This window comes from Geothrix paludis (assembly GCF_022808815.1).
Taxonomy (GTDB): domain Bacteria; phylum Acidobacteriota; class Holophagae; order Holophagales; family Holophagaceae; genus Geothrix; species Geothrix paludis.
Genome location: NZ_JAKZLC010000001.1, coordinates 650339 through 667320, shown reverse-complemented (window position 1 = coordinate 667320; position 16982 = coordinate 650339). Strand labels below are relative to the sequence as shown.

The window sequence follows — 16982 nt, the reverse complement described above, 5'->3', positions numbered from 1 at the left end:
GGCGGCCATGACGGGCCTGCGAAGGCGCGGCGATTTTGCCGCGACATTCCTGCGGATCAGAAGAACGGCGCCAGCAGCTTGAGGAAGCCCGCGGCGAGCAGGGCGCTGATGGGGATGGTGAGCACCCAGGCCACGACGATGTTCCCGGCCACGCCCCAGCGCACGGCGGAGACGTTCATGCTGGCGCCCACGCCCATGATGGCGCCGCTGATCACGTGGGTGGTGCTGACCGGAATGCCCATGTGGGCCGTGGCGAAGAGGACGATGGCCGAGGCCGTCTCCGCAGCGAACCCATGGATGGGCCTCAGCTTGACGATCTTGGCGCCCATGGTGCGGATGATCTTCCACCCGCCGGACATGGTGCCGAGGCCCATGGCCGTGGCGCAGGCCAGCTTGACCCAGATGGGGACGTCGACCTTCACGCCATGGGTGTGGAGTTTCCCGTAGGTGATGAGGGCCAGGGCGATGATGCCCATGGCCTTCTGCGCGTCGTTGGTGCCGTGGGTGAAGGCCATGGCGCCGGCGGAGACCAGCTGGAGCTTCCGGAACGCCAGGTTGACGCGGTGCCCGGCCGTATGACGCACGATCCACAGGATGACGATGATGAGGAGCATGGCGATGAAGAAGCCGACCACGGGGCTCACGATGAGGAAGGTCCCGACTTCTTCGAGCTTGGCGGTGTGGAGGGCGCCGCGTCCCGCTTGGGCGACCACGGCGCCGGCGAGACCGCCGACGAGCGCATGGCTGGAACTGGAAGGGATGCCGAAATACCAGGTGATGAGGTTCCAGACGATGGCGGACAGCAGGGCCGCCACGATGACGGCGGGTACCACGAACTGGCTGTCCGCGATGCCCTTGGCGATGGTGGTGGCCACCTGGGTGCCCAGGAGGGCGCCGCCGAAGTTCAGGATGCCCGCCATGAGGATGGCGTTCCGGGCGCTGAGCACGCCGGTGGAAACGACCGTTGCGATGGCGTTCGCGGTGTCGTGGAAGCCGTTGATGTAATCAAATACGAGCGCGAGGCCGACGATCAGCACCAGGGCCGGGATGATGCCTTCGAGCATGAGTGGCTCCGGCCTACGCGTTCTTCATGACGGTGGAGCCGATGACCTTGGCCACCAGCTCGATCTTGTCGGTGGCGTCCTCGATCTTTTCGAGCATCTCCTTCCACTTCACGAGCTCGATGGGATCCTTGGGATCCTGGAAGATCTGGGCCAGGCCCGCGTGGTAGATGGAGTCGGCCTTGTTCTCCAGGGCGTGGACCCGGCGGATGCGATCCCCGATCTCCTTCTGGTTGGACATGTTGCGCAGGGACCGGGTGAGGTGGAGGATCTCGCCGGCGCCTTCCACGATGATGGAGCTGATCTCCGTGACGGCGGGCATCACGTGGCTGATGCGGTAGAGGATCAGGCGCTCGCAGACCGAATGGATGCGGTCGATCACGTCGTCGATGGAGTGCGCCAGGGCCAGGATGTCCTCCCGGTCGATGGGCGTGACGAAGGTGTGGTTCAGGCGGTCGATGATCTCGTGGGTGATGTCGTCGCCGGCGTGCTCCAGGTCCTTCATCTGCCGGCGCAGCTCCGCGAACCGGTCCGGGTCGCCGCTGCGGATCTCCCGATCGAAGAGCTGCGCTGCTTGGTAGACGTTGCCCGAAGCGGATTCCAGGAGATCGAAGAAAACCATCTCCCGGGGCTTGAGCCAGCGCATCACGGCATTCAAGGACATGACCACTCCCACAGATCCGTCCTCCACTGTACCGGTTCCGGGAGTGTAAACGGAGCGTAAATTGGCCGCTGGCCGGTGGGTTGTGACCCCGTAGACGGTGTATGGTCAGAAGGCATGGCGGAACACAGCTCACATCGCGAGGCGGGGCCCGGCGTGAGGGCCTTCCTCGAGCGCGCCCTCGTCTGCCTGGGAGCCGTGCTGTTCCTGGGCCTGGGACTGGGCATGACGGTCCAGAAGGGAGTGTCCGCGCCCTGGATCCTGGGGCTCGTGGCCACGGTGGTCCTGGTGGTCATCCTCATGGCCCGCTGGCAGGTGCGCCTGGTGGCGGAACCTCTGGGGCGCCTCCTGGGCGGGTCGCGACCCAGCGCCATCGCGGATCTTCCCCAGGCCTGGTCGGCGCTGGAGCAGGAGAACCTGGACCTGCGGGAGCGCGCGGCCCGCGAAGATCGCCTGCTCCCCGGCATCATGGCCCGGCTCGAGGAGGGCGTGCTGCTCTTCGGACCCACGGGCGGCCTGGAGCAGTTCAACCCGGCGGCCCAGCGGCACCTTGGCTTGGGGGCGCCGCTGGACAAGGGGATGGCCGTGGCCGAGGTGTTCCGGGATCCCGACAGCCCTTCGGCGGTGCAGCGGGCCTACCAGGGCGTCCCTTCCGAATGGCGGCTGGCGCGGGCGGGCCGCACGCTCCGGGTGCGGGCCATCCCCTTCGCGCCGGTGGGCAGCATCTCCGGCGTGCTGCTGACCGTCGACGATGTGACGAGCCAGGAGGCCCTGGAGACGACCCGGCAGAAGTTCATCTCCAACGTGAGCCACGAGCTGAAGACGCCGGTGACGGCCATCCGGATCGCGGCGGAAAACCTGCAGGAGGAGGAGCTGCCGGAGGCGGCCCTGGGCGGGACGCGCTCCATCCTCCGTTCCGTGGACCGGCTGGCCATGCTGCTGGGAGATCTGTCGGAACTGAGCCGCATCGAAAGTGGGGCCATGCATCTGGAGCCGGTCCGGCTCGACCTTGCCGCCTTCATCGCCACGGTGGTGAAGGATCAGCAGGCCCGGCTGGCGGAAGCCTCTGTCCAGTTGGACGTGGATGTCGAGGCCCCGGACGGTGCCACCCTCCTGGCGGACCCCCTCCGCCTGAGCCAGGTGCTTGAGAACCTTCTTTCGAACGCCATCAAGTTCAGTCCGCCCGGAGGTCGCGTGCGGCTCGGCGTCCGCCTCTCGGCCCAGGGGCAGATCTGGGAAGTGAGCGACGAGGGGCCAGGTGTCCCGGAGGCGGAGCAAGGGCGCATCTTCGAGCGGTTCTACCGGGCCCAGGCCGCGAAGGCCAAGCCCGGCACGGGCCTGGGGCTGGCCATCGTGAAGCACCTCTGCCGTCTGATGGGAGGCGAGGTCGCCCTCGAGAGCCGGCCGGGGGAAGGGGCCACCTTCCGGGTGATCCTGCCGCCCCAGCCCGGGGAGCGCGACCAGGTCTAGCGGACCGGACGGATCCCAGGTGCGCCGCCGTCACACCCTTCCTGGGGTCCTCAAGCCTCGCTAGGCCCGCCCAGGCGGTAGCCGACTCCCACCACTGTTTCGATCTGCTCCGCCGCCACGGGGCCGATCTTGGCACGGACCCGGCGGACGTGGGCGTCGATGGTGCGGCTCTCGCCAAGGTATTCCAGTCCCCAGACCTGCTGCAGGATCTTCTCGCGGGTGAGGACCCGGCGGGGGTTGGCGAGGAAGTACACCAGGAGCTCGAACTCACGGCGCGTGAGGTCTACGAGCTGGCCGTCCACTCGGGCCGTGTGCATGTCCAGATCCACCGTGATGGGGCCGAAGGTGAGCAGGCGGGGGCGTTCGGAGGGTTCCGCCGGCGTGGACCGGCGGAGGATGGCCCGGAGCCTGGCCGCCAGTTCCCGGGTGGAGAAGGGCTTGGAAATGTAGTCGTCCGCACCCAGCTCCAGGCCGAGGACCCGGTCGATCTCCTCGCTCCGCGCCGTCACGAGGAGGACGGGAAGGCTCCGGTGCGCGCTGTGGCCACGGATGGCCCGGAGCACATCGAGTCCGTCCATGTCTGGCAGGCTCAGGTCGAGGAGGGCCGCGTCCAGACGGGATCCGGAGGCGCCGAGCGCCTGGAGGGCCTCGCGGCCGGTGCCCACGCTGGTCAGGCTGAAGCCCTCGCGGCGCAGATGCTGTTCCAGGCCGAGACGGATCTCGGTGTCGTCTTCCAGGAGGAGGATGTGGGGCATGGGATCCTTCTTCCCTATTCTACGGAGTCGCCGCGGAGGTAGGGGTGCTTGGCGCTGCGGCCCTCGAGGATGAAAAGCACTTCCTCCGCGATGTTGGTGGCCTGGTCCGCGATGCGCTCCCAGTTCTTGATGACGAGGATCAGGTGGCTGGCCCGTTCGATGCAGAGGGGATCCGCCAGCATGCTGCGCAGCAAGTCGCGATAGAGCTTTCCGTAGAGGGCGTCCACGCTGTCGTCGCTCAGGATGACGGCATGGGCCAGAGCGGCGTCGTTGCCCACGAAGGCGTCCACGGCCCGGCGGACCATGCTCCGGGTCTCCGTGCCCAGGCGCTCCAGGTCGTTCCCGGCCAGGATGGGCGGATGGACCATGCCCACGCGGCGGGCGATGTTGCAGCAGTGGTCGCCGATGCGCTCCAACTCGGGGATGATCTTCAGGCTCGAGGCGATGCGGCGCAGGTCCGAGGCCGCGGGATTCCGGAGGGCTAGGAGGTCGATGCACTGCTGATCGAGCTTCAGCTCCCACTCGTCCATGCGGCGGTCCAGGTGGTTCACCTGGTCGGCCTTGGCCTGGGATGGCTCCGCCAGGGCCTGGATGGTGAGCTCGAGCATCTCCTCCGCCACCCCGGCCATGGCCATGATGCCTTCCCGGAGTTCCTTCAGTTCCGTGTCGAACTGCCGCATCAGCCGAACCTCCCCGTGATGTAGTCTTCCGTCATTTGCACCTTCGGCGTGGTGAAGATCCGCTCCGTCAGGTCCATCTCCACCAGCCTGCCCAGCCAGAAGAAGGCCGTGTAGTCGCTGACCCGGGCCGCCTGCTGCATGTTGTGGGTGACGATGACGATGGTGAGGCTCTCCTTCAGCTCGCTGATGAGGTCCTCGATCTTCGAGGTGGCGATGGGATCCAGGGCTGAGCAGGGTTCATCCATCAGGAGCACTTCAGGATTCACCGCCAGGGCCCGGGCGATGCAGAGCCGCTGCTGCTGGCCGCCGCTCATGCCGCTGGCGCTCTCCTTGAGCCGGTCCTTCACCTCATCCCAGAGGGCGGCCTTGCGCAGCGCGTCCTCCACGATGCCGTCCAGGGTCTCGCGATCCTTGACTCCGAAGAGGCGCGGCCCGAAGGCGACGTTCTCGTAGATGGATTTGGGGAAGGGGTTCGGCTTCTGGAAGACCATGCCCACGCGGCGCCGGAGGTCCACCACGTCGATGCCGCCGCGGTAGATGTCCACGCCGTCGATCTGGATGTCGCCGCTGACGTCGACGTCCGCGGCGACCTCGTGGATGCGGTTGAAGCACTTGAGGAAGGTGCTCTTGCCGCACCCGCTGGGGCCGATGATGGCCGTGACGCGCTCGGCGTGGATGTCCATGGAGAGGCCATCGAGGATCTTCTTCGGGCCGTAGCTGAAGGCCATGTCGCGGACAGACAGCTTGATGGGCTTGGTTTCGGGGAGAGTGGGGGTGAGCATCAACGGGTCCGTCGACGGATGGCGCGGTCCACCAGGCGGACCAGCAGGTTCAGGGTGAGGAGGACCAGGATCATCACGGCCGCGGTGCCCGCCGCGATTTCCCGGGCGTCGGGCAGGGTGCCGTCCGACGTGACGTACCAGAGGTGCACGGAGAGGGTCTCACCGGGCACCGTGAGGCGGAAGTCCGGGAAATGGGCGCTGGCGTTGGTGCCCGCGGTGAAGACCAGGATGGCGCTCTCGCCGAAGGCCCGGCCCGCCGTGAGCACCAGGCCCGTGAGGATGCCCGTGGCGGCGTAGGGCAGGGCCACCTTGAGGATGGTCTGCAGCTTGGTGGCCCCCAGGCCGTAGCTGGCTTCCTTCAGCTCCCGGGGGACGGCCAGCAGGCTCACTTCGGTGACGCGGGTGATCACGGGGATGTTCAGCAGAGCCAGGGTGAGGGCGCCGGAGCGGATGGAGAAGCTCCAGCCCATGGCCTGCACGAAGACGATCATGCCGAAGAGGGCCAGCACGATGGAGGGCGTGGCGGCGAGGGTCTCGATGCAGAGCCGGAGGAAGCGCAGGGCCCGGCCCTGGCCCGCATAGGCCGCCATGTAGATGCCGGCGCCCAGGCCCACGGGCAGGGAGATGCCCAGGGAGAGGATCACCAGGTAGATCGAGTTGAAGATCTGCGGCTTGATGCCGCCTCCGGCGTCGAGGGTCTCGGGCATCTTGGTGAGGAAGCCCAGGTTCAGGACCGGCCAGCCCTGCTTGAGGATGGCCCCCACGAAGAGGATCAGCACGGCCACGAAGGTCAGCGCGATGGCCCAGAGGACGCCGCGCATGAGGCGGTCCACGATCTTGGAGGTCCGGGAGCGGCGGAAGACGGGGGCGGCGGCGTTCATCAGGCCTCCTTCCCGCGACCCAGGCGCCGGGTGGCCAGGATCAGGACCATGGTCAGCAGGTAGAGCAGCAGGCCCATGGCGAAGAGCACGTTGTTCCAGGTGGAGCCGGCCGCCGTGTTGGGGAGTTCCTGCACCAGCTCGGTGGTGAGGGTCGCGGCAGGCGTGAAGAGGGCCCGCAGGAAGGGCGCCCGGTCCGTGGATTCCCGCATGAGGGCCATCCATTGGGGATTGTTGCCGATGACCATCTGCACGGCCATGGCCTCGCCGATGGCCCGGCCCAGGCCCAGCACCGTGGCGGTGAGCAGGCGGGGGCGGGCGGCGGGGATGAGCACGCGCCAGATGGCCTGCCAGCGGCTGGAGCCCAGGGCCTGGGCGCCCTCGTCCAGGGCGGCGGGCAGGGACTCGAAGGCGTCCGTGGACAGGCTGACGATGGTGGGCACGATCATGACCGCCAGGATCAGGGCGGACACGGCGAAGCCCGAGGCCGGGGCGTCCGCGAGCCAGGTCCGGCTCACCAGGGGCAGCACCACGGTGAGGCCGAAGATGCCGTACACCACCGACGGGATGCCCACGAGCAGATCCATGACCTGGCGCATGAGGTTGCGCATCCAGGCCGGGGCCATCTTGGCGATGAACACGCCCGTGAGGACGCCGGCCGGGGCGGCGATGAGGAGGGCCAGCCCGGTGACGCCCAGGGAGCCCGCGATGAAGGGCAGGATGCCGAAGCGATCCGAGGAGGGGGCCCAATCCGCGGACAGGAAGACTTCGGAGAAGCTCAGGGCCCTTCCGGTGTTGCCGGCCAGGGGCAGGAAGGCGGCCAGCCCGCGGGTGGCCAGGAAGTAGAGGATGCCTCCGATGAGGACCACCACGAGGAGGCTGCAGATTAGGAAGCCGAGGTGGGCCCAGCGGTCCGCCAGTCGCTGGAGCCGGCTGTGCTTGAAGGTGGGCGCGCTGGCGGCAGCAGGGCGGAGCCCCTCCTCGAGCACGGGATAGCCGCCTTCAGGGGCGGCCGCGATGGAGACTTCAGGTGCCTGGGGCATGGGCTCGGCTTTCCGCAAACCACCCGGCGGCAGGGCCGCCGGGTGGGCAAGGGTGGTTCCGATGGATCTCAAAGCTTGGTCTTGAGGGACTTCACGTAGTCCACCGGCAGGTAGCCGGCCTTGAGGACGTTCTGCTGGAATGCCGGGCTCAGGATGTAGGCCAGGAAATCCTCCACGGCCTGCTTCACCTTGGGATCGCCCAGCTTGGCGGGGTTCGTGTAGGCATGGCCGAAGGAGAAGACGGGGTACTTGCCGGACTTCACGGACTCGTTGGAGCAGGCCACGCCGTTGTAGGCGATGCCGGCGATCCGGTTCTTGTTCTTCTCGAGGTGCTCCAGCTCCACGAAGGAGACGGCTCCGGGCGTGGTGGCCACGGCCGTGACCACGGCGCCGGTGGAGTCCTGGATCAGCACGTCCTTGGCGAACTCCTGGTCGTGCAGGATGGTCTTCTTCTGGACGGCGCGGGTGCCGGATGACTCGGGACGGATCACGCGGACGATCTTCCGGTTCTGCCCGCCGACTTCCTGCCAGTTGCCGACCTTGCCGGTGAAGATCTGCTCAGCCTGCTGGGCCGAGAGGTTCTTCACGCCGACGCCCGGATGGGCGATGAGGGTGAAGGGCTGGACCACGATGTTGTGGTTCTTGATGCCCGCCTTCTCCTGGTCGGGAGTTGCGAACACGTCGGAGATGCCGATATGGCAGCCGCCGCTGGTCACTTGGTTCAGGCCGGTCATGGAGCCGCCGCCGCTCACGGCGATCTGGACGCCGGGGTGGGACTTCATGTAGTCCTCGGCCGCCTTCTTGACGATCGGACCCAGGGCGGTGGAGCCCATGACGGTCACGGTCTGGGCTTGGGCGGCCCCGGCCACGAACAGGCCGGCCAGGATGGCCTGGGCCATGAATCGGATCTTCATCGTTGCCTCCTTCAATGACCTCGACTCTGAGGGGCATGGGTGAAGGCCTGTGACCATGGGTGTGACATCCCTGTAACTTCCGCCAGGCCGCTCGCAGACTTCCGTGGGGTTCTAGGCTTGCCCCCGCGGGAATAAGTGGATTTAATGATTGAAGATCCAGCGGGCAGATCGAGGCCACGCCCTTTGCCCCCGGGGATCGCGACCATCCCTTTTTTCCATTCCGGGTGGCCGAAGCCAGGGCAGGGCCCCCTTCGGTTTCCCGACCTCCCATCCCGATATCCAGCCCCAAGGAAGGCCGCCGCGCTTGCCATGCGCCAGCCGTAGCCTGGGAACCCACAGGAGAATCCTTGAACCCCAAGAAAACCATGATGATCAATGCCACCGATCCGGAAGAGATCCGGGTGGCCAGCCTGATCGACGGCGTGCTGTTCGACTACGACGTCGAGTTCCTCCACAACGAGAAGATCAAAGGCAACCTCTACAAGGCCAAGGTCGTCCGGGTGGACACCAGCCTCCAGGCCGCGTTCGTGCACTTCGGCGGCCAGAAGAACGGCTTCCTGCCCCTCGGGGAGCTGCCCCGGGACATGAGCGAAGGCCGCCGGGGGCGGATCCAGGAGATCCTCCAGCGGGACCAGGAGATCCTCGTCCAGGCCGTCCGCGAGGAGCTGGGCACCAAGGGCGCCATGATGACCGGCCAGATCAGCCTCGCGGGCCGGTACCTGGTGATCACGCCCGGAAACCCCGTCAACGGCATCAGCCGCAAGATCGAGGGCACCGAGGAGCGGCGCCACTTCAAGCAGCTGGTCGACACCCTGGATATCCCCGAGGATATTGGCGTGATCGTCCGCACCGCCAGCCTGGGCGTCACGAAGGAGGACTTCCAGCGCGATCTGGAGTACCTGCTGGACACCTACAAGGAAGTCCTGAACCGCTACAAGCACCGCCACGGTCCCGGCCTGGTCTGGCAGGAGGATGACGTCGTCACCCGCACCCTGCGCGACACCTTCAGCGCCGACGTGGAGGAAGTCCAGATCGACGATCTGGACACGTTCCATGCGGCCCAGTCCTTCTTCAAGCGCACCATGCCCCAGCACCTGGACGTGCTGAAGCACTACACGGGCAAGAAGCCCCTCTTCTCCCGCTTCCAGCTGGAGGAGCAGATCGATCGCATCTACGGCCGGAAGGTGCCCTTGCCCAGCGGCGGCGCCCTGGCCCTGGATCAGACCGAAGCCATGGTGGCCATCGACGTGAACAGCGGCAAGACCTCCGGCGACGGCGTGGAGGACATGGCATTCAAGACGAACATGGAGGCCGCCGAGGAGGTGGCCCGGCAGCTGCGCCTGCGCGACCTGGCGGGCCTGGTCGCCATCGATTTCATCGACATGAAGCGTGATTCCCACATCCGCGCCGTGCAGGACCGCCTGGTGGAGTGCCTCAAGGCCGACAAGGCACGCATGGAGGTGGGGAAGATCAACCGCTTCGGCGTGCTCGTCATGACCCGCCAGCGCATCCGGCCCAGCCTCCAGCACGTGAACCACGAAGCCTGCCCCACCTGCGCCGGCACGGGCAAGGTGAAGACCCTGGAAGCCCTGGTGCTGTCCGTGGTGCGCCGCCTGCAGGGCATCCTGGCCAAGGGTGGCATCGGCGAGATCCGCGTGAAGCTGGCCCCGGCCATCGCCGCGGCGGTCCAGAACCAGAAGCGCCGGGACCTGGCCCAGCTGGAGGAGCAGAGCGACGCCAGGATCCTCATCCAGGCGGATTGGTCCATGTCCTACGGCGAGATGGCCGCCGAGATCGAGCGGGCGGAGGAAGCCCCGGTCGAGAAGGCCGCACCCAAGCCGCACCGTGAAAAGGGCGCTCCGGAGGACGAGACCGTGGTCCTGGGCGGCGACAGCCCGATCTCCTTCGAGAAGGCCCTGGGCACTCCGGGTGAGCCCGCCAAGGAGCCCAAGAAGGAAGCCTTCAAGTACGACCGGCGCGACCTCCAGCGGGCCGCCCTGGATGAGCGGGAGCGGCTGCGCGCCCTCTTCGAGAGCGCCAAGCCCGAGGACGAGGAAGAAGAGGAAGGGACCGACGCCGAAGGCGGGGAACCCAAGGGCGAAGGCGCCAAGCGCAAGCGCCGCCGCCGTCGCCGGAAGGGTGGCGCCGAGCGGAATGGCGAGGGGGCGGTGATGCCCGCCGCCGATTCCACCGAGCCGGCTTCCCGCCCTGAGCCTTCGTATGAGGCCCAGCCCGAGCCGCCGAAAGCCACGGCGGACCTCGTGGCCAGCCTCCTGACTCCCAGCCCGCGGCCGAAGATCGGCGGCGCCGCGCCCGCGGCCCACGAGCCCGAGGCGGCCCCGGTCAAGCCCAAGCGCACGCCCCGGGCCAAGGTGGCCGCCCTGGCGGAACCCGCGGCGGCCGCGGCGCCAGCGCCCGAGCCGGTCCAGGCCGCTGAACCCGTGGCTGAAGCCCCGGCCAAGAAGAAAGCCGCGCCGAAGGCCAAGGCGGCTGCCAAGACAGCTACCAAGGCCGCCCCGAAAGCCGCGGCCAAGGCCGAGGAGACCACCGCCAAGACCGAGGAAGCCCCCGCCAAGGCCAAGGTCACGCGCGCCAAGAAACCCAAGGCCGAGTAGTCGTCCATGTCGATCTACTGGCTGGCCCCTCTCGCGTCCCTGGCCACCCTTCTGGGCGGCTGGGGCGTGGTGCGGTTCCTCCAGGGACGGGCGCAGTTCATGCGCCTGCTCTCCGGGGTGGCGGCGGGTTACCTGCTGTCCGTCACCGTGGTCCGCATCATCCCGGAATGCATGGAGGCCAAGGGCGGCGAGGGCAATGCCTTCTGGGTCCTGGCCGGCTACCTCCTGGTCCACATCATGGAGCACGGCATCACGCTCCACTTCCACTACGGCGAGGAGACCCACAAGGACGGGACGCCCCTGAGCGGCGTCCTCGCCCTGGTGGGGCTCTCCCTGCACAGCCTCATGGACGGCGTGGCCATCGCCGCCGCGCTAGCCACCCACAGCAACCTGGGTCCCCTGGTGGTGCTGGGCATCCTCTTCCACCGCATCCCCGAGGGCGGCACCATCGCGTCGATCTTCCTGGTGCGGGGCTTCGGGAACCGGGGCGCCATCCTGGCCGCGGCGACCCTGGCCCTGGCGGCCCTGGTGGGGGCGGCGGGACAGTCCATGCTGGGCCTTCCCACGGGCCCGGTGCTGGGGCTCACGGCTGGATTGGCGCTCTACGTGTCCAGCTCTGACCTCCTGCCGGAAGTGCAGAAGGTCTCCGGCTTCCGCAGCACAGTGGCGCTCCTGGCCGGGGTGGGCATCTTCCTCGTCAGCTCGCGGCTGCTGCCGCACCATCACTGATCGCCCATGGCCATCCCCGGGAGGACCCGAGGCCTGCTGCTGGGTGCCGTGCCGGCCCTGCTGGCTGCCCAGGGCCTGCCCGACCTTCCGCAGCCCCTTCCGCTGGATGCGCCCACGCCCGCGGAGCTGCTGCCCCTCCGCCCCTTCCGCGTGGACCGGGGGCCGGGCCTGGCCAGGGTGCCCTTCGATTACCGCGGAGAAGGGGTCTTCGAGGAGGCCGATGTCTGGACGCTGGAGCAGGGCGCCATCCAATCCGAGGGATTGCTGCTGCTGGCGGACCGCATCCGGTACCACATCCCGGACGGCCGCCTGGTGGCGGAAGGACACATCCGACTGGAAGGCCCGGGCCTGCGGCTCCGGGGCGAGCGCCTGGAGATGGACTGGGAGCGACGATCGGGCCAGGCCTGGGCGCTGCAGATGGACCTGCCTCCAAGCTGGACCCTGCGCTCCAGCCACGTGGCCTTCACCACGCTGCGCACCTGGGCCTTCGATGCCGTGGAACTGAGCCCCTGCCCGGAGGAGAAGCCCGGCTGGAAGGCCCGTCTCTCCTCCCTGAAGATCGACCTGGATGGCTTCGCCAGCATGTGGAACGCCCGGGTGCTCCTGGGGGCCGTCCCGATCTACTACGTCCCCTACGCCCTGTATCCGGCGCAGGCGGAGCGGACCTCGGGCCTGCTCCCCCCGAAGATCGGGATGTCCAGCGTCTTCGGCACCACCCTGGGGCTTTCCTACTACCAGGTCATGGGGGATTCGGTGGACGCCACCCTGTCGCCGGAGTACTTCACGAAGGAGGGTGTCCTCTGGGGCGGAGAAGCGCGCTGGCGGCCCGACCTGACCCACCAGGGCAGCTTCTCCGGCCAGACCATCCACCAGAAGAGCCTCGATGAGCGCCGCTACCGCTACTCGCTGAAGGAGGTGTGGCAGCGTGAGGATGGCTGGCAGCTCACGGCGGACGTGAACCAGGCTTCGGACAACCTCGTTGATGCGGATTTCGGGAAGGGCCTCGGCTACCTCGGGGCCACCACCTTCGATTCGGCGATCTACCTGGGGCGCACCTACACCTTCGGAAACCTCAACCTCTCGGCCGCCGAGCAACGCAGCTTCTTCTACACCAAGGACCAGGGGGATCCCTTCTACAGCCCGGATTTTCCGGCCTCCCTGCGGCGGCAGACGCTGCCCCAGGCGGAATTCCGCTTCTTCCCTGTCTCCCTGCTCGGCCCCCTGTACCTCGATGGCGGCGTGCGGGTGGGTCGCTTCGCCTACCGCATCGAAGGCAGCGCCACGGCCCCCGCGGATACCTACGCCTGGGACCGCCAGGATGCGAACGCCCGCATCCACGGCCGCCTGGGGCAGTGGGGACCCTTCCGCGCGGACTTCGAGGCCATGGGGCGCGCGACCCACTACAGCGCCAGCCTGGGCTCTTCCGTCTTCGATCCGGAAGGCGGGGCCACCGACACCGTGGTGAATCCCGCCACCAGCCCCTTCCAGGTGGATGGGGCGGCGGCGACGCGGTTCCTGGGCTCGGGGCATCTGCGGCTGTCGGGACCGCAGGTGGGGCGGACCTTCAAGGATGTCTCGATCCTCGGCTACAAAGGCGAACTCAAGCACGTCGCCGAGCCCTACTTCGGCTGGACGCAGACGAGCCTGTACGGCGAAGCGGGCAGGCTGCCCCGGTTCGATTCGGTGGACGCCTTCCCGGGCGTCAACGAAAGTGCCTCCGGCGAGCGGAGCTTCGAAGTGGGGCTCAAGCAGCACATCTTCGGCCGCTCCGGGCCTGGCACCGGGTTCGCGGATCTGGCGCGTCTCCGCATCGCCACCCGCTACCATGCCTCACCCATCATCCTCAGCGACGGCCGCTACAAGAAGGGCTGGTCCAGCGTGGACACGGACTTGGACGTGGAACCTCACGAGCGCTTGCGGATCAGCCTCCGCCGTTCCTCGGATCTGGGCGCCGGCGGCTCGGACAATGCCCTGAGCATGGACTTCAAGGTCAAGGACGGCAGCCAGTTCAACCTGGCCTACTTCTCCACGGGCATCAACCGCTTCCTGGTGCGCCAGAAGGGCCTGCAGGCGGGCGGCGTCCAACGTTTCTGGGACGACCGGCTCCGCCTGGAATTCAGCGCCAACTACGATTTCCACATGAGCGCCTTCGCCTCAAGCCAGGTGGCCCTGGCCTACGTGGAGCCCTGCGTGGCCTACGTGCTGAAGTACACCCACGTGGCCCTGAACACCAACCTCGTGTCCGGCGGGCGGGAGGATCGCATCGACCTGACCCTCACCCTCCGCGGGCTGGGGGACCTCTTCAGCTTCCGGCGTTGAGGGCCGTTCCTACGGCAGGAAACGGCGGGTGATCCTGCGGTGGAGCGCGCAGCTCAGTTCGTAGGGGATGGTGCCGAGGAGCTGGGCCAGGCGTTCGAGGCTGTGCGCCGCCGCGGGATCCCCGCTGTACAGGGTCATGGGGTCCCCAGGCGTCACGGGCACGTCCAGGGGCAGGGCCACCGTGAGGTAGTCCATGGAGATCCGGCCCACCACGGGGAAGGTCCGGCCGCGGAAGCCCACGACGGCCCGGTTCCCCAGGTCGCGGCGGTAGCCGTCCGCATAGCCGCAGGCCAGGGTGGCGATCTGCAGGGGATGGGGTGCGACGAAGGTGCGGCCATAGCCCACCGTCGTGCCCGCGGGCATGGCCTTCACCCGGGCCACTTCGGCCACCAGCTCCAGGGCCGGCTCCAGGCCTAGCGCACGGCCTTCGGCGACCATGGCCAGGCCGTACAAGGCCAGGCCTGGGCGCACGTGGGTGTCCTGGTCCAGCAGGCCCCGGAGGCAGGCGTCGCTGTTCCCGTGATGGCGCTGGGCTGGATGGACGCCTCCGTCCGCCAGTTGCGACAGGCAGGCGTCGAAGACCCGCCGCTGGCGCTGGGCGAAACCAGGATCCGGATCGTCCGCCGTGGCGAAGTGCCCCATGGCGCCTTCGATCCATGGGGAGAGCCGGCGCAGGGCCGGAAGGCAGTCCCCCAGCTCCGAGGGCAGGAGGCCGAAGCGCCCCATGCCCGTGTCCAGCTTCAGGTGGAGCCGCACGGGGTGCTGGGGCAGCAGGCGGGCATAGTCCTCCAGATATTCCGGCCCCACCACCGAGATGGTGAGGTTCTCCGCGCTGGCGGCTGGCAGGGCCTCGGGGCGGAGGCCTCCCAGGACGAGGATCGGGCACCTGATGCTTCCCCGGCGCAGCTCAAGGCCTTCCTCCAGGCTGGAGATAGCGAGCCCGTAGGCCCCGGCGGACTCCAGGGCCCGGCCCACGGGCACGGCCCCATGCCCGTAAGCGTTGGCTTTCACCACGCCCCAGATCTGCCGCCCGCCCACAAGGGTGCGGACGCGGTCGAGGTTGCGCGCGATGCGGCCCAGGTCCACTTCCGCCCGGAGGGCCCGGCCCTCCGGATGCGGCTTCAGGGGTTCGAGGTGCTGCTCATTCACGCCCGGCGACCTTCATTCCGCCAGGCCCTGGTCCACCAGCCAGCGCTCCGCATCGATGGCGGCCATGCAGCCGCTGCCGGCGGCGGTGATGGCCTGCCGGTACACGTGGTCCTGCACGTCGCCGCAGGCGAAGACGCCGGAAATGGCCGTGCGCGTGGAGCCCTTCTCCACCTGGAGGTAGCCGGTCTCGTCCATGGGCAGCTGACCCTTGAACAGGCCCGTATTGGGCTGGTGGCCGATGGCCACGAAGAGCCCCTCGACAGGCAGCTCGGACTCGGAGCCGTCCACGGTGTCCTTGAGCTTGAGGGCGCGGATCTTCTCCACCTTCTCGCCCATGGGCGTCTCGTGGGTGGCGGTCAGCACGTCGAGCACGACCTTGTTCCACACGGGCTGGATCTTCTCGTTCTTGAGGGCCCGATCCTGCATGGCCTTGGAGGCGCGGAGCTTGTCCCGGCGGTGGATGAGGTGGACCTTGGTGGCGAACTTCGTGAGGAAGGTGGCCTCCTCGATGGCCGTGTCGCCGCCGCCCACCACGGCGATCTCCTTGCCGCGGAAGAAGAAGCCGTCGCAGGTGGCGCAGGCGCTCACGCCCCCGCCGGTGCGGGAGAGCTGCTCGTCCTTGTGGATGCCCAGCCACTTGGCGGAGGCGCCCGTGGCGATGATCACGGCGTCCGCGGTGTACTCGCCCTTGTCGGTGGTGAGCTTGAAGGGGCGGGCCTGGAGGTCGGCCTTGAGGACGGTCTCGGACTTGATGGTGGTGCCGAAGCGGAGCACCTGCTCCCGCATCTCGTCCATGAGGGCCGGGCCCGCGACGCCCTGGCGGAAGCCGGGGAAGTTCTCCACTTCCGTGGTGATGGTGAGCTGCCCGCCGGGCTGGGCGCCTTCGAACACCAGGGGCGCCAGGTTGGCCCGGGAGGCATACAGGGCCGCGGTATAGCCCGCGGGGCCGGTGCCGATGACGACGACTTTGTGGTGGCTCACAAGATTCTCCTGGCAAGGAACAGGCTTCAGCCGTCCTTCGAGTCTAGCGCGCCTGGACCGGCGGCGCCTAGCGGGCCAGCCCCCGCTCCCGCAGCAGGGCTTCGGCGGCGGGCACGTCCGCGGGCACGTCCACGCCCAGGCTCAGGAAGGGCGTGTCCGCCACGCCGATGGGTATGCCCGCCGCCAGGGCGCGGAGTTGTTCCAGCATCTCCAGCTGCTCCAGGGGGTGGGGCGCCAGCCGGGTGAAGGCTTTGAGGGTATCCGGCCGGTAGGCGTAGAGCCCCAGGTGGCGCTTGAAGTGAGAGAGCTGCTCCGGCTTCATCCAGGGCCGGAAGTCCGGCTCGAAGATGGCGCTGTTGCGCAGGTAGGGGATGGGGCTGCGGCTGAAGTAGAGGGCCCGCCGGTGGTCGTCCACCACCACCTTCACGGCGTTGGGGTTGAACAGCTCATCGGCATGGGCGAAGGGGCAGGCGGCCGTGCCCATGGGCAGGTCCGGCTGGTCGCGCATGAGGGCCACCACCGCGGCCACGGTGTCGGGGTGCATGGCGGGCTCATCCCCCTGGATGTTGAGCACGCAGTCGAAGGATTCGCCCAGTGCTTCCAGAGCGGCCGCCGTGCGGTCCGTGCCGGAGGGCAGGGCAGGGTCCGTCATCACGGCTTCGCCTCCGAAGCCCTTCACGGTGTCGGCGATGCGGCCATCATCCGTGGCCACCACCACCCGGTCCACGCCCTGGGCCCGCTTGGCCGCATCGAAGACCCACTGGATCATGGGTTTCCCGGCGATGAGGGCCAGGGGCTTGCCCGGAAAGCGGGAGGCCTGGAAGCGGGAGGGGAGAACGGCGAGGGTGCGCATGGGAGCAGTTTAGACGGGATGAGGCCTGAGGACTGAACCCTCCGGACTCCAGTCTCTGGACGCTCCTGCCGATGCCACCTCATCGGGAGTTC

General features: G+C 68.3%; 15 protein-coding genes. 4 read left to right on the top strand and 11 right to left on the bottom strand.

The genetic code is table 11. From position 1 onward, the window contains the following. Nucleotides 1–56: 56 nt before the first annotated feature. A complete protein-coding gene (locus tag MLE64_RS03065) occupies nucleotides 57–1064 on the bottom strand; it encodes an inorganic phosphate transporter (RefSeq protein WP_243286125.1) in 1008 nt (335 codons plus the stop codon). Between the two features lie 13 nt (nucleotides 1065–1077). Continuing rightward, nucleotides 1078–1725, bottom strand: a complete 648-nt coding sequence (locus MLE64_RS03060; protein ID WP_243286126.1) for a DUF47 domain-containing protein — start codon at nucleotides 1723–1725, stop codon at nucleotides 1078–1080. A 114-nt stretch (nucleotides 1726–1839) separates the two neighbouring features. Here MLE64_RS03060 and MLE64_RS03055 point away from each other — a divergent pair, with 114 nt between their 5' ends. Further along, nucleotides 1840–3192, top strand: a complete 1353-nt coding sequence (locus MLE64_RS03055) for a sensor histidine kinase (protein WP_243315735.1) — start codon at nucleotides 1840–1842, stop codon at nucleotides 3190–3192. A 50-nt stretch (nucleotides 3193–3242) separates the two neighbouring features. On the opposite strand, the gene MLE64_RS03050 is transcribed toward MLE64_RS03055, so the two are convergent. The 6 genes from MLE64_RS03050 to MLE64_RS03025 all read right to left on the bottom strand — a co-directional run bounded on the left by MLE64_RS03050 (nucleotide 3243) and on the right by MLE64_RS03025 (nucleotide 8244). Further along, nucleotides 3243–3947 (bottom strand): response regulator transcription factor, encoded by a 705-nt coding sequence (locus MLE64_RS03050; RefSeq protein ID WP_243315732.1) that lies wholly within the window; start codon nucleotides 3945–3947, stop codon nucleotides 3243–3245. Between the two features lie 14 nt (nucleotides 3948–3961). Then, nucleotides 3962–4627: a phosphate signaling complex protein PhoU gene (gene phoU / locus MLE64_RS03045; protein ID WP_243315730.1), complete on the bottom strand. Its 666-nt coding sequence runs from the start codon at nucleotides 4625–4627 to the stop codon at nucleotides 3962–3964. Further along, on the bottom strand, nucleotides 4627–5409 hold the full coding sequence (gene pstB / locus MLE64_RS03040; RefSeq protein WP_279342855.1) for a phosphate ABC transporter ATP-binding protein PstB: 783 nt from the start codon (nucleotides 5407–5409) through the stop codon (nucleotides 4627–4629). The genes phoU and pstB overlap by 1 nt, the downstream gene beginning before the upstream one ends. Continuing rightward, nucleotides 5409–6290 (bottom strand): phosphate ABC transporter permease PstA, encoded by an 882-nt coding sequence (pstA, locus tag MLE64_RS03035; protein ID WP_243315727.1) that lies wholly within the window; start codon nucleotides 6288–6290, stop codon nucleotides 5409–5411. The genes pstB and pstA overlap by 1 nt, the downstream gene beginning before the upstream one ends. Next, on the bottom strand, nucleotides 6290–7330 hold the full coding sequence (gene pstC, locus MLE64_RS03030; protein WP_243315725.1) for a phosphate ABC transporter permease subunit PstC: 1041 nt from the start codon (nucleotides 7328–7330) through the stop codon (nucleotides 6290–6292). The genes pstA and pstC overlap by 1 nt, the downstream gene beginning before the upstream one ends. A 68-nt stretch (nucleotides 7331–7398) precedes the next feature. Then, nucleotides 7399–8244: a phosphate ABC transporter substrate-binding protein gene (locus MLE64_RS03025; RefSeq protein WP_243315723.1), complete on the bottom strand. Its 846-nt coding sequence runs from the start codon at nucleotides 8242–8244 to the stop codon at nucleotides 7399–7401. Nucleotides 8245–8591: 347 nt separating this feature from the next. Between MLE64_RS03025 and MLE64_RS03020 the strand changes: the two genes are divergently transcribed. The 3 genes from MLE64_RS03020 to MLE64_RS03010 are packed head-to-tail and all read left to right on the top strand — an operon-like array spanning nucleotide 8592 to nucleotide 13907. Then, entirely contained in the window at nucleotides 8592–10859 is a 2268-nt protein-coding gene (locus MLE64_RS03020) for an Rne/Rng family ribonuclease (protein WP_243315721.1), read from the top strand. A gap of 6 nt (nucleotides 10860–10865) precedes the next feature. Further along, nucleotides 10866–11588, top strand: a complete 723-nt coding sequence (locus tag MLE64_RS03015) for a ZIP family metal transporter (RefSeq protein ID WP_243293735.1) — start codon at nucleotides 10866–10868, stop codon at nucleotides 11586–11588. 6 nt (nucleotides 11589–11594) lie between these two features. Continuing rightward, nucleotides 11595–13907: an LPS-assembly protein LptD gene (locus MLE64_RS03010; RefSeq protein WP_243315719.1), complete on the top strand. Its 2313-nt coding sequence runs from the start codon at nucleotides 11595–11597 to the stop codon at nucleotides 13905–13907. A 9-nt stretch (nucleotides 13908–13916) separates the two neighbouring features. On the opposite strand, the gene alr is transcribed toward MLE64_RS03010, so the two are convergent. From alr to kdsB, 3 genes are all read right to left on the bottom strand, one after another. Next, nucleotides 13917–15056, bottom strand: coding sequence for an alanine racemase (alr, locus tag MLE64_RS03005; protein WP_243315717.1), 1140 nt, complete (start codon nucleotides 15054–15056; stop codon nucleotides 13917–13919). 12 nt (nucleotides 15057–15068) lie between these two features. Beyond that, entirely contained in the window at nucleotides 15069–16037 is a 969-nt protein-coding gene (gene trxB / locus MLE64_RS03000) for a thioredoxin-disulfide reductase (RefSeq protein ID WP_243315715.1), read from the bottom strand. 67 nt (nucleotides 16038–16104) lie between these two features. Further along, nucleotides 16105–16890, bottom strand: coding sequence for a 3-deoxy-manno-octulosonate cytidylyltransferase (gene kdsB / locus MLE64_RS02995; protein WP_243315713.1), 786 nt, complete (start codon nucleotides 16888–16890; stop codon nucleotides 16105–16107). Between the last annotated feature and the right edge of the window lie 92 nt (nucleotides 16891–16982).

Coding starts and splice junctions, on each gene's coding strand:
- MLE64_RS03060 (WP_243286126.1), bottom strand. CDS start 1,725: ATGTCCTTGAATGCCGTGATGCGCTGGCTCAAGCCCCGGGAGATGGTT.
- phoU (WP_243315730.1), bottom strand. CDS start 4,627: ATGCGGCAGTTCGACACGGAACTGAAGGAACTCCGGGAAGGCATCATG.
- kdsB (WP_243315713.1), bottom strand. CDS start 16,890: ATGCGCACCCTCGCCGTTCTCCCCTCCCGCTTCCAGGCCTCCCGCTTT.
- MLE64_RS03010 (WP_243315719.1), top strand. CDS start 11,595: ATGGCCATCCCCGGGAGGACCCGAGGCCTGCTGCTGGGTGCCGTGCCG.
- MLE64_RS03025 (WP_243315723.1), bottom strand. CDS start 8,244: ATGAAGATCCGATTCATGGCCCAGGCCATCCTGGCCGGCCTGTTCGTG.
- MLE64_RS03050 (WP_243315732.1), bottom strand. CDS start 3,947: ATGCCCCACATCCTCCTCCTGGAAGACGACACCGAGATCCGTCTCGGC.
- MLE64_RS03065 (WP_243286125.1), bottom strand. CDS start 1,064: ATGCTCGAAGGCATCATCCCGGCCCTGGTGCTGATCGTCGGCCTCGCG.
- MLE64_RS03015 (WP_243293735.1), top strand. CDS start 10,866: ATGTCGATCTACTGGCTGGCCCCTCTCGCGTCCCTGGCCACCCTTCTG.
- pstC (WP_243315725.1), bottom strand. CDS start 7,330: ATGCCCCAGGCACCTGAAGTCTCCATCGCGGCCGCCCCTGAAGGCGGC.
- pstB (WP_279342855.1), bottom strand. CDS start 5,409: ATGCTCACCCCCACTCTCCCCGAAACCAAGCCCATCAAGCTGTCTGTC.
- pstA (WP_243315727.1), bottom strand. CDS start 6,290: ATGAACGCCGCCGCCCCCGTCTTCCGCCGCTCCCGGACCTCCAAGATC.
- MLE64_RS03055 (WP_243315735.1), top strand. CDS start 1,840: ATGGCGGAACACAGCTCACATCGCGAGGCGGGGCCCGGCGTGAGGGCC.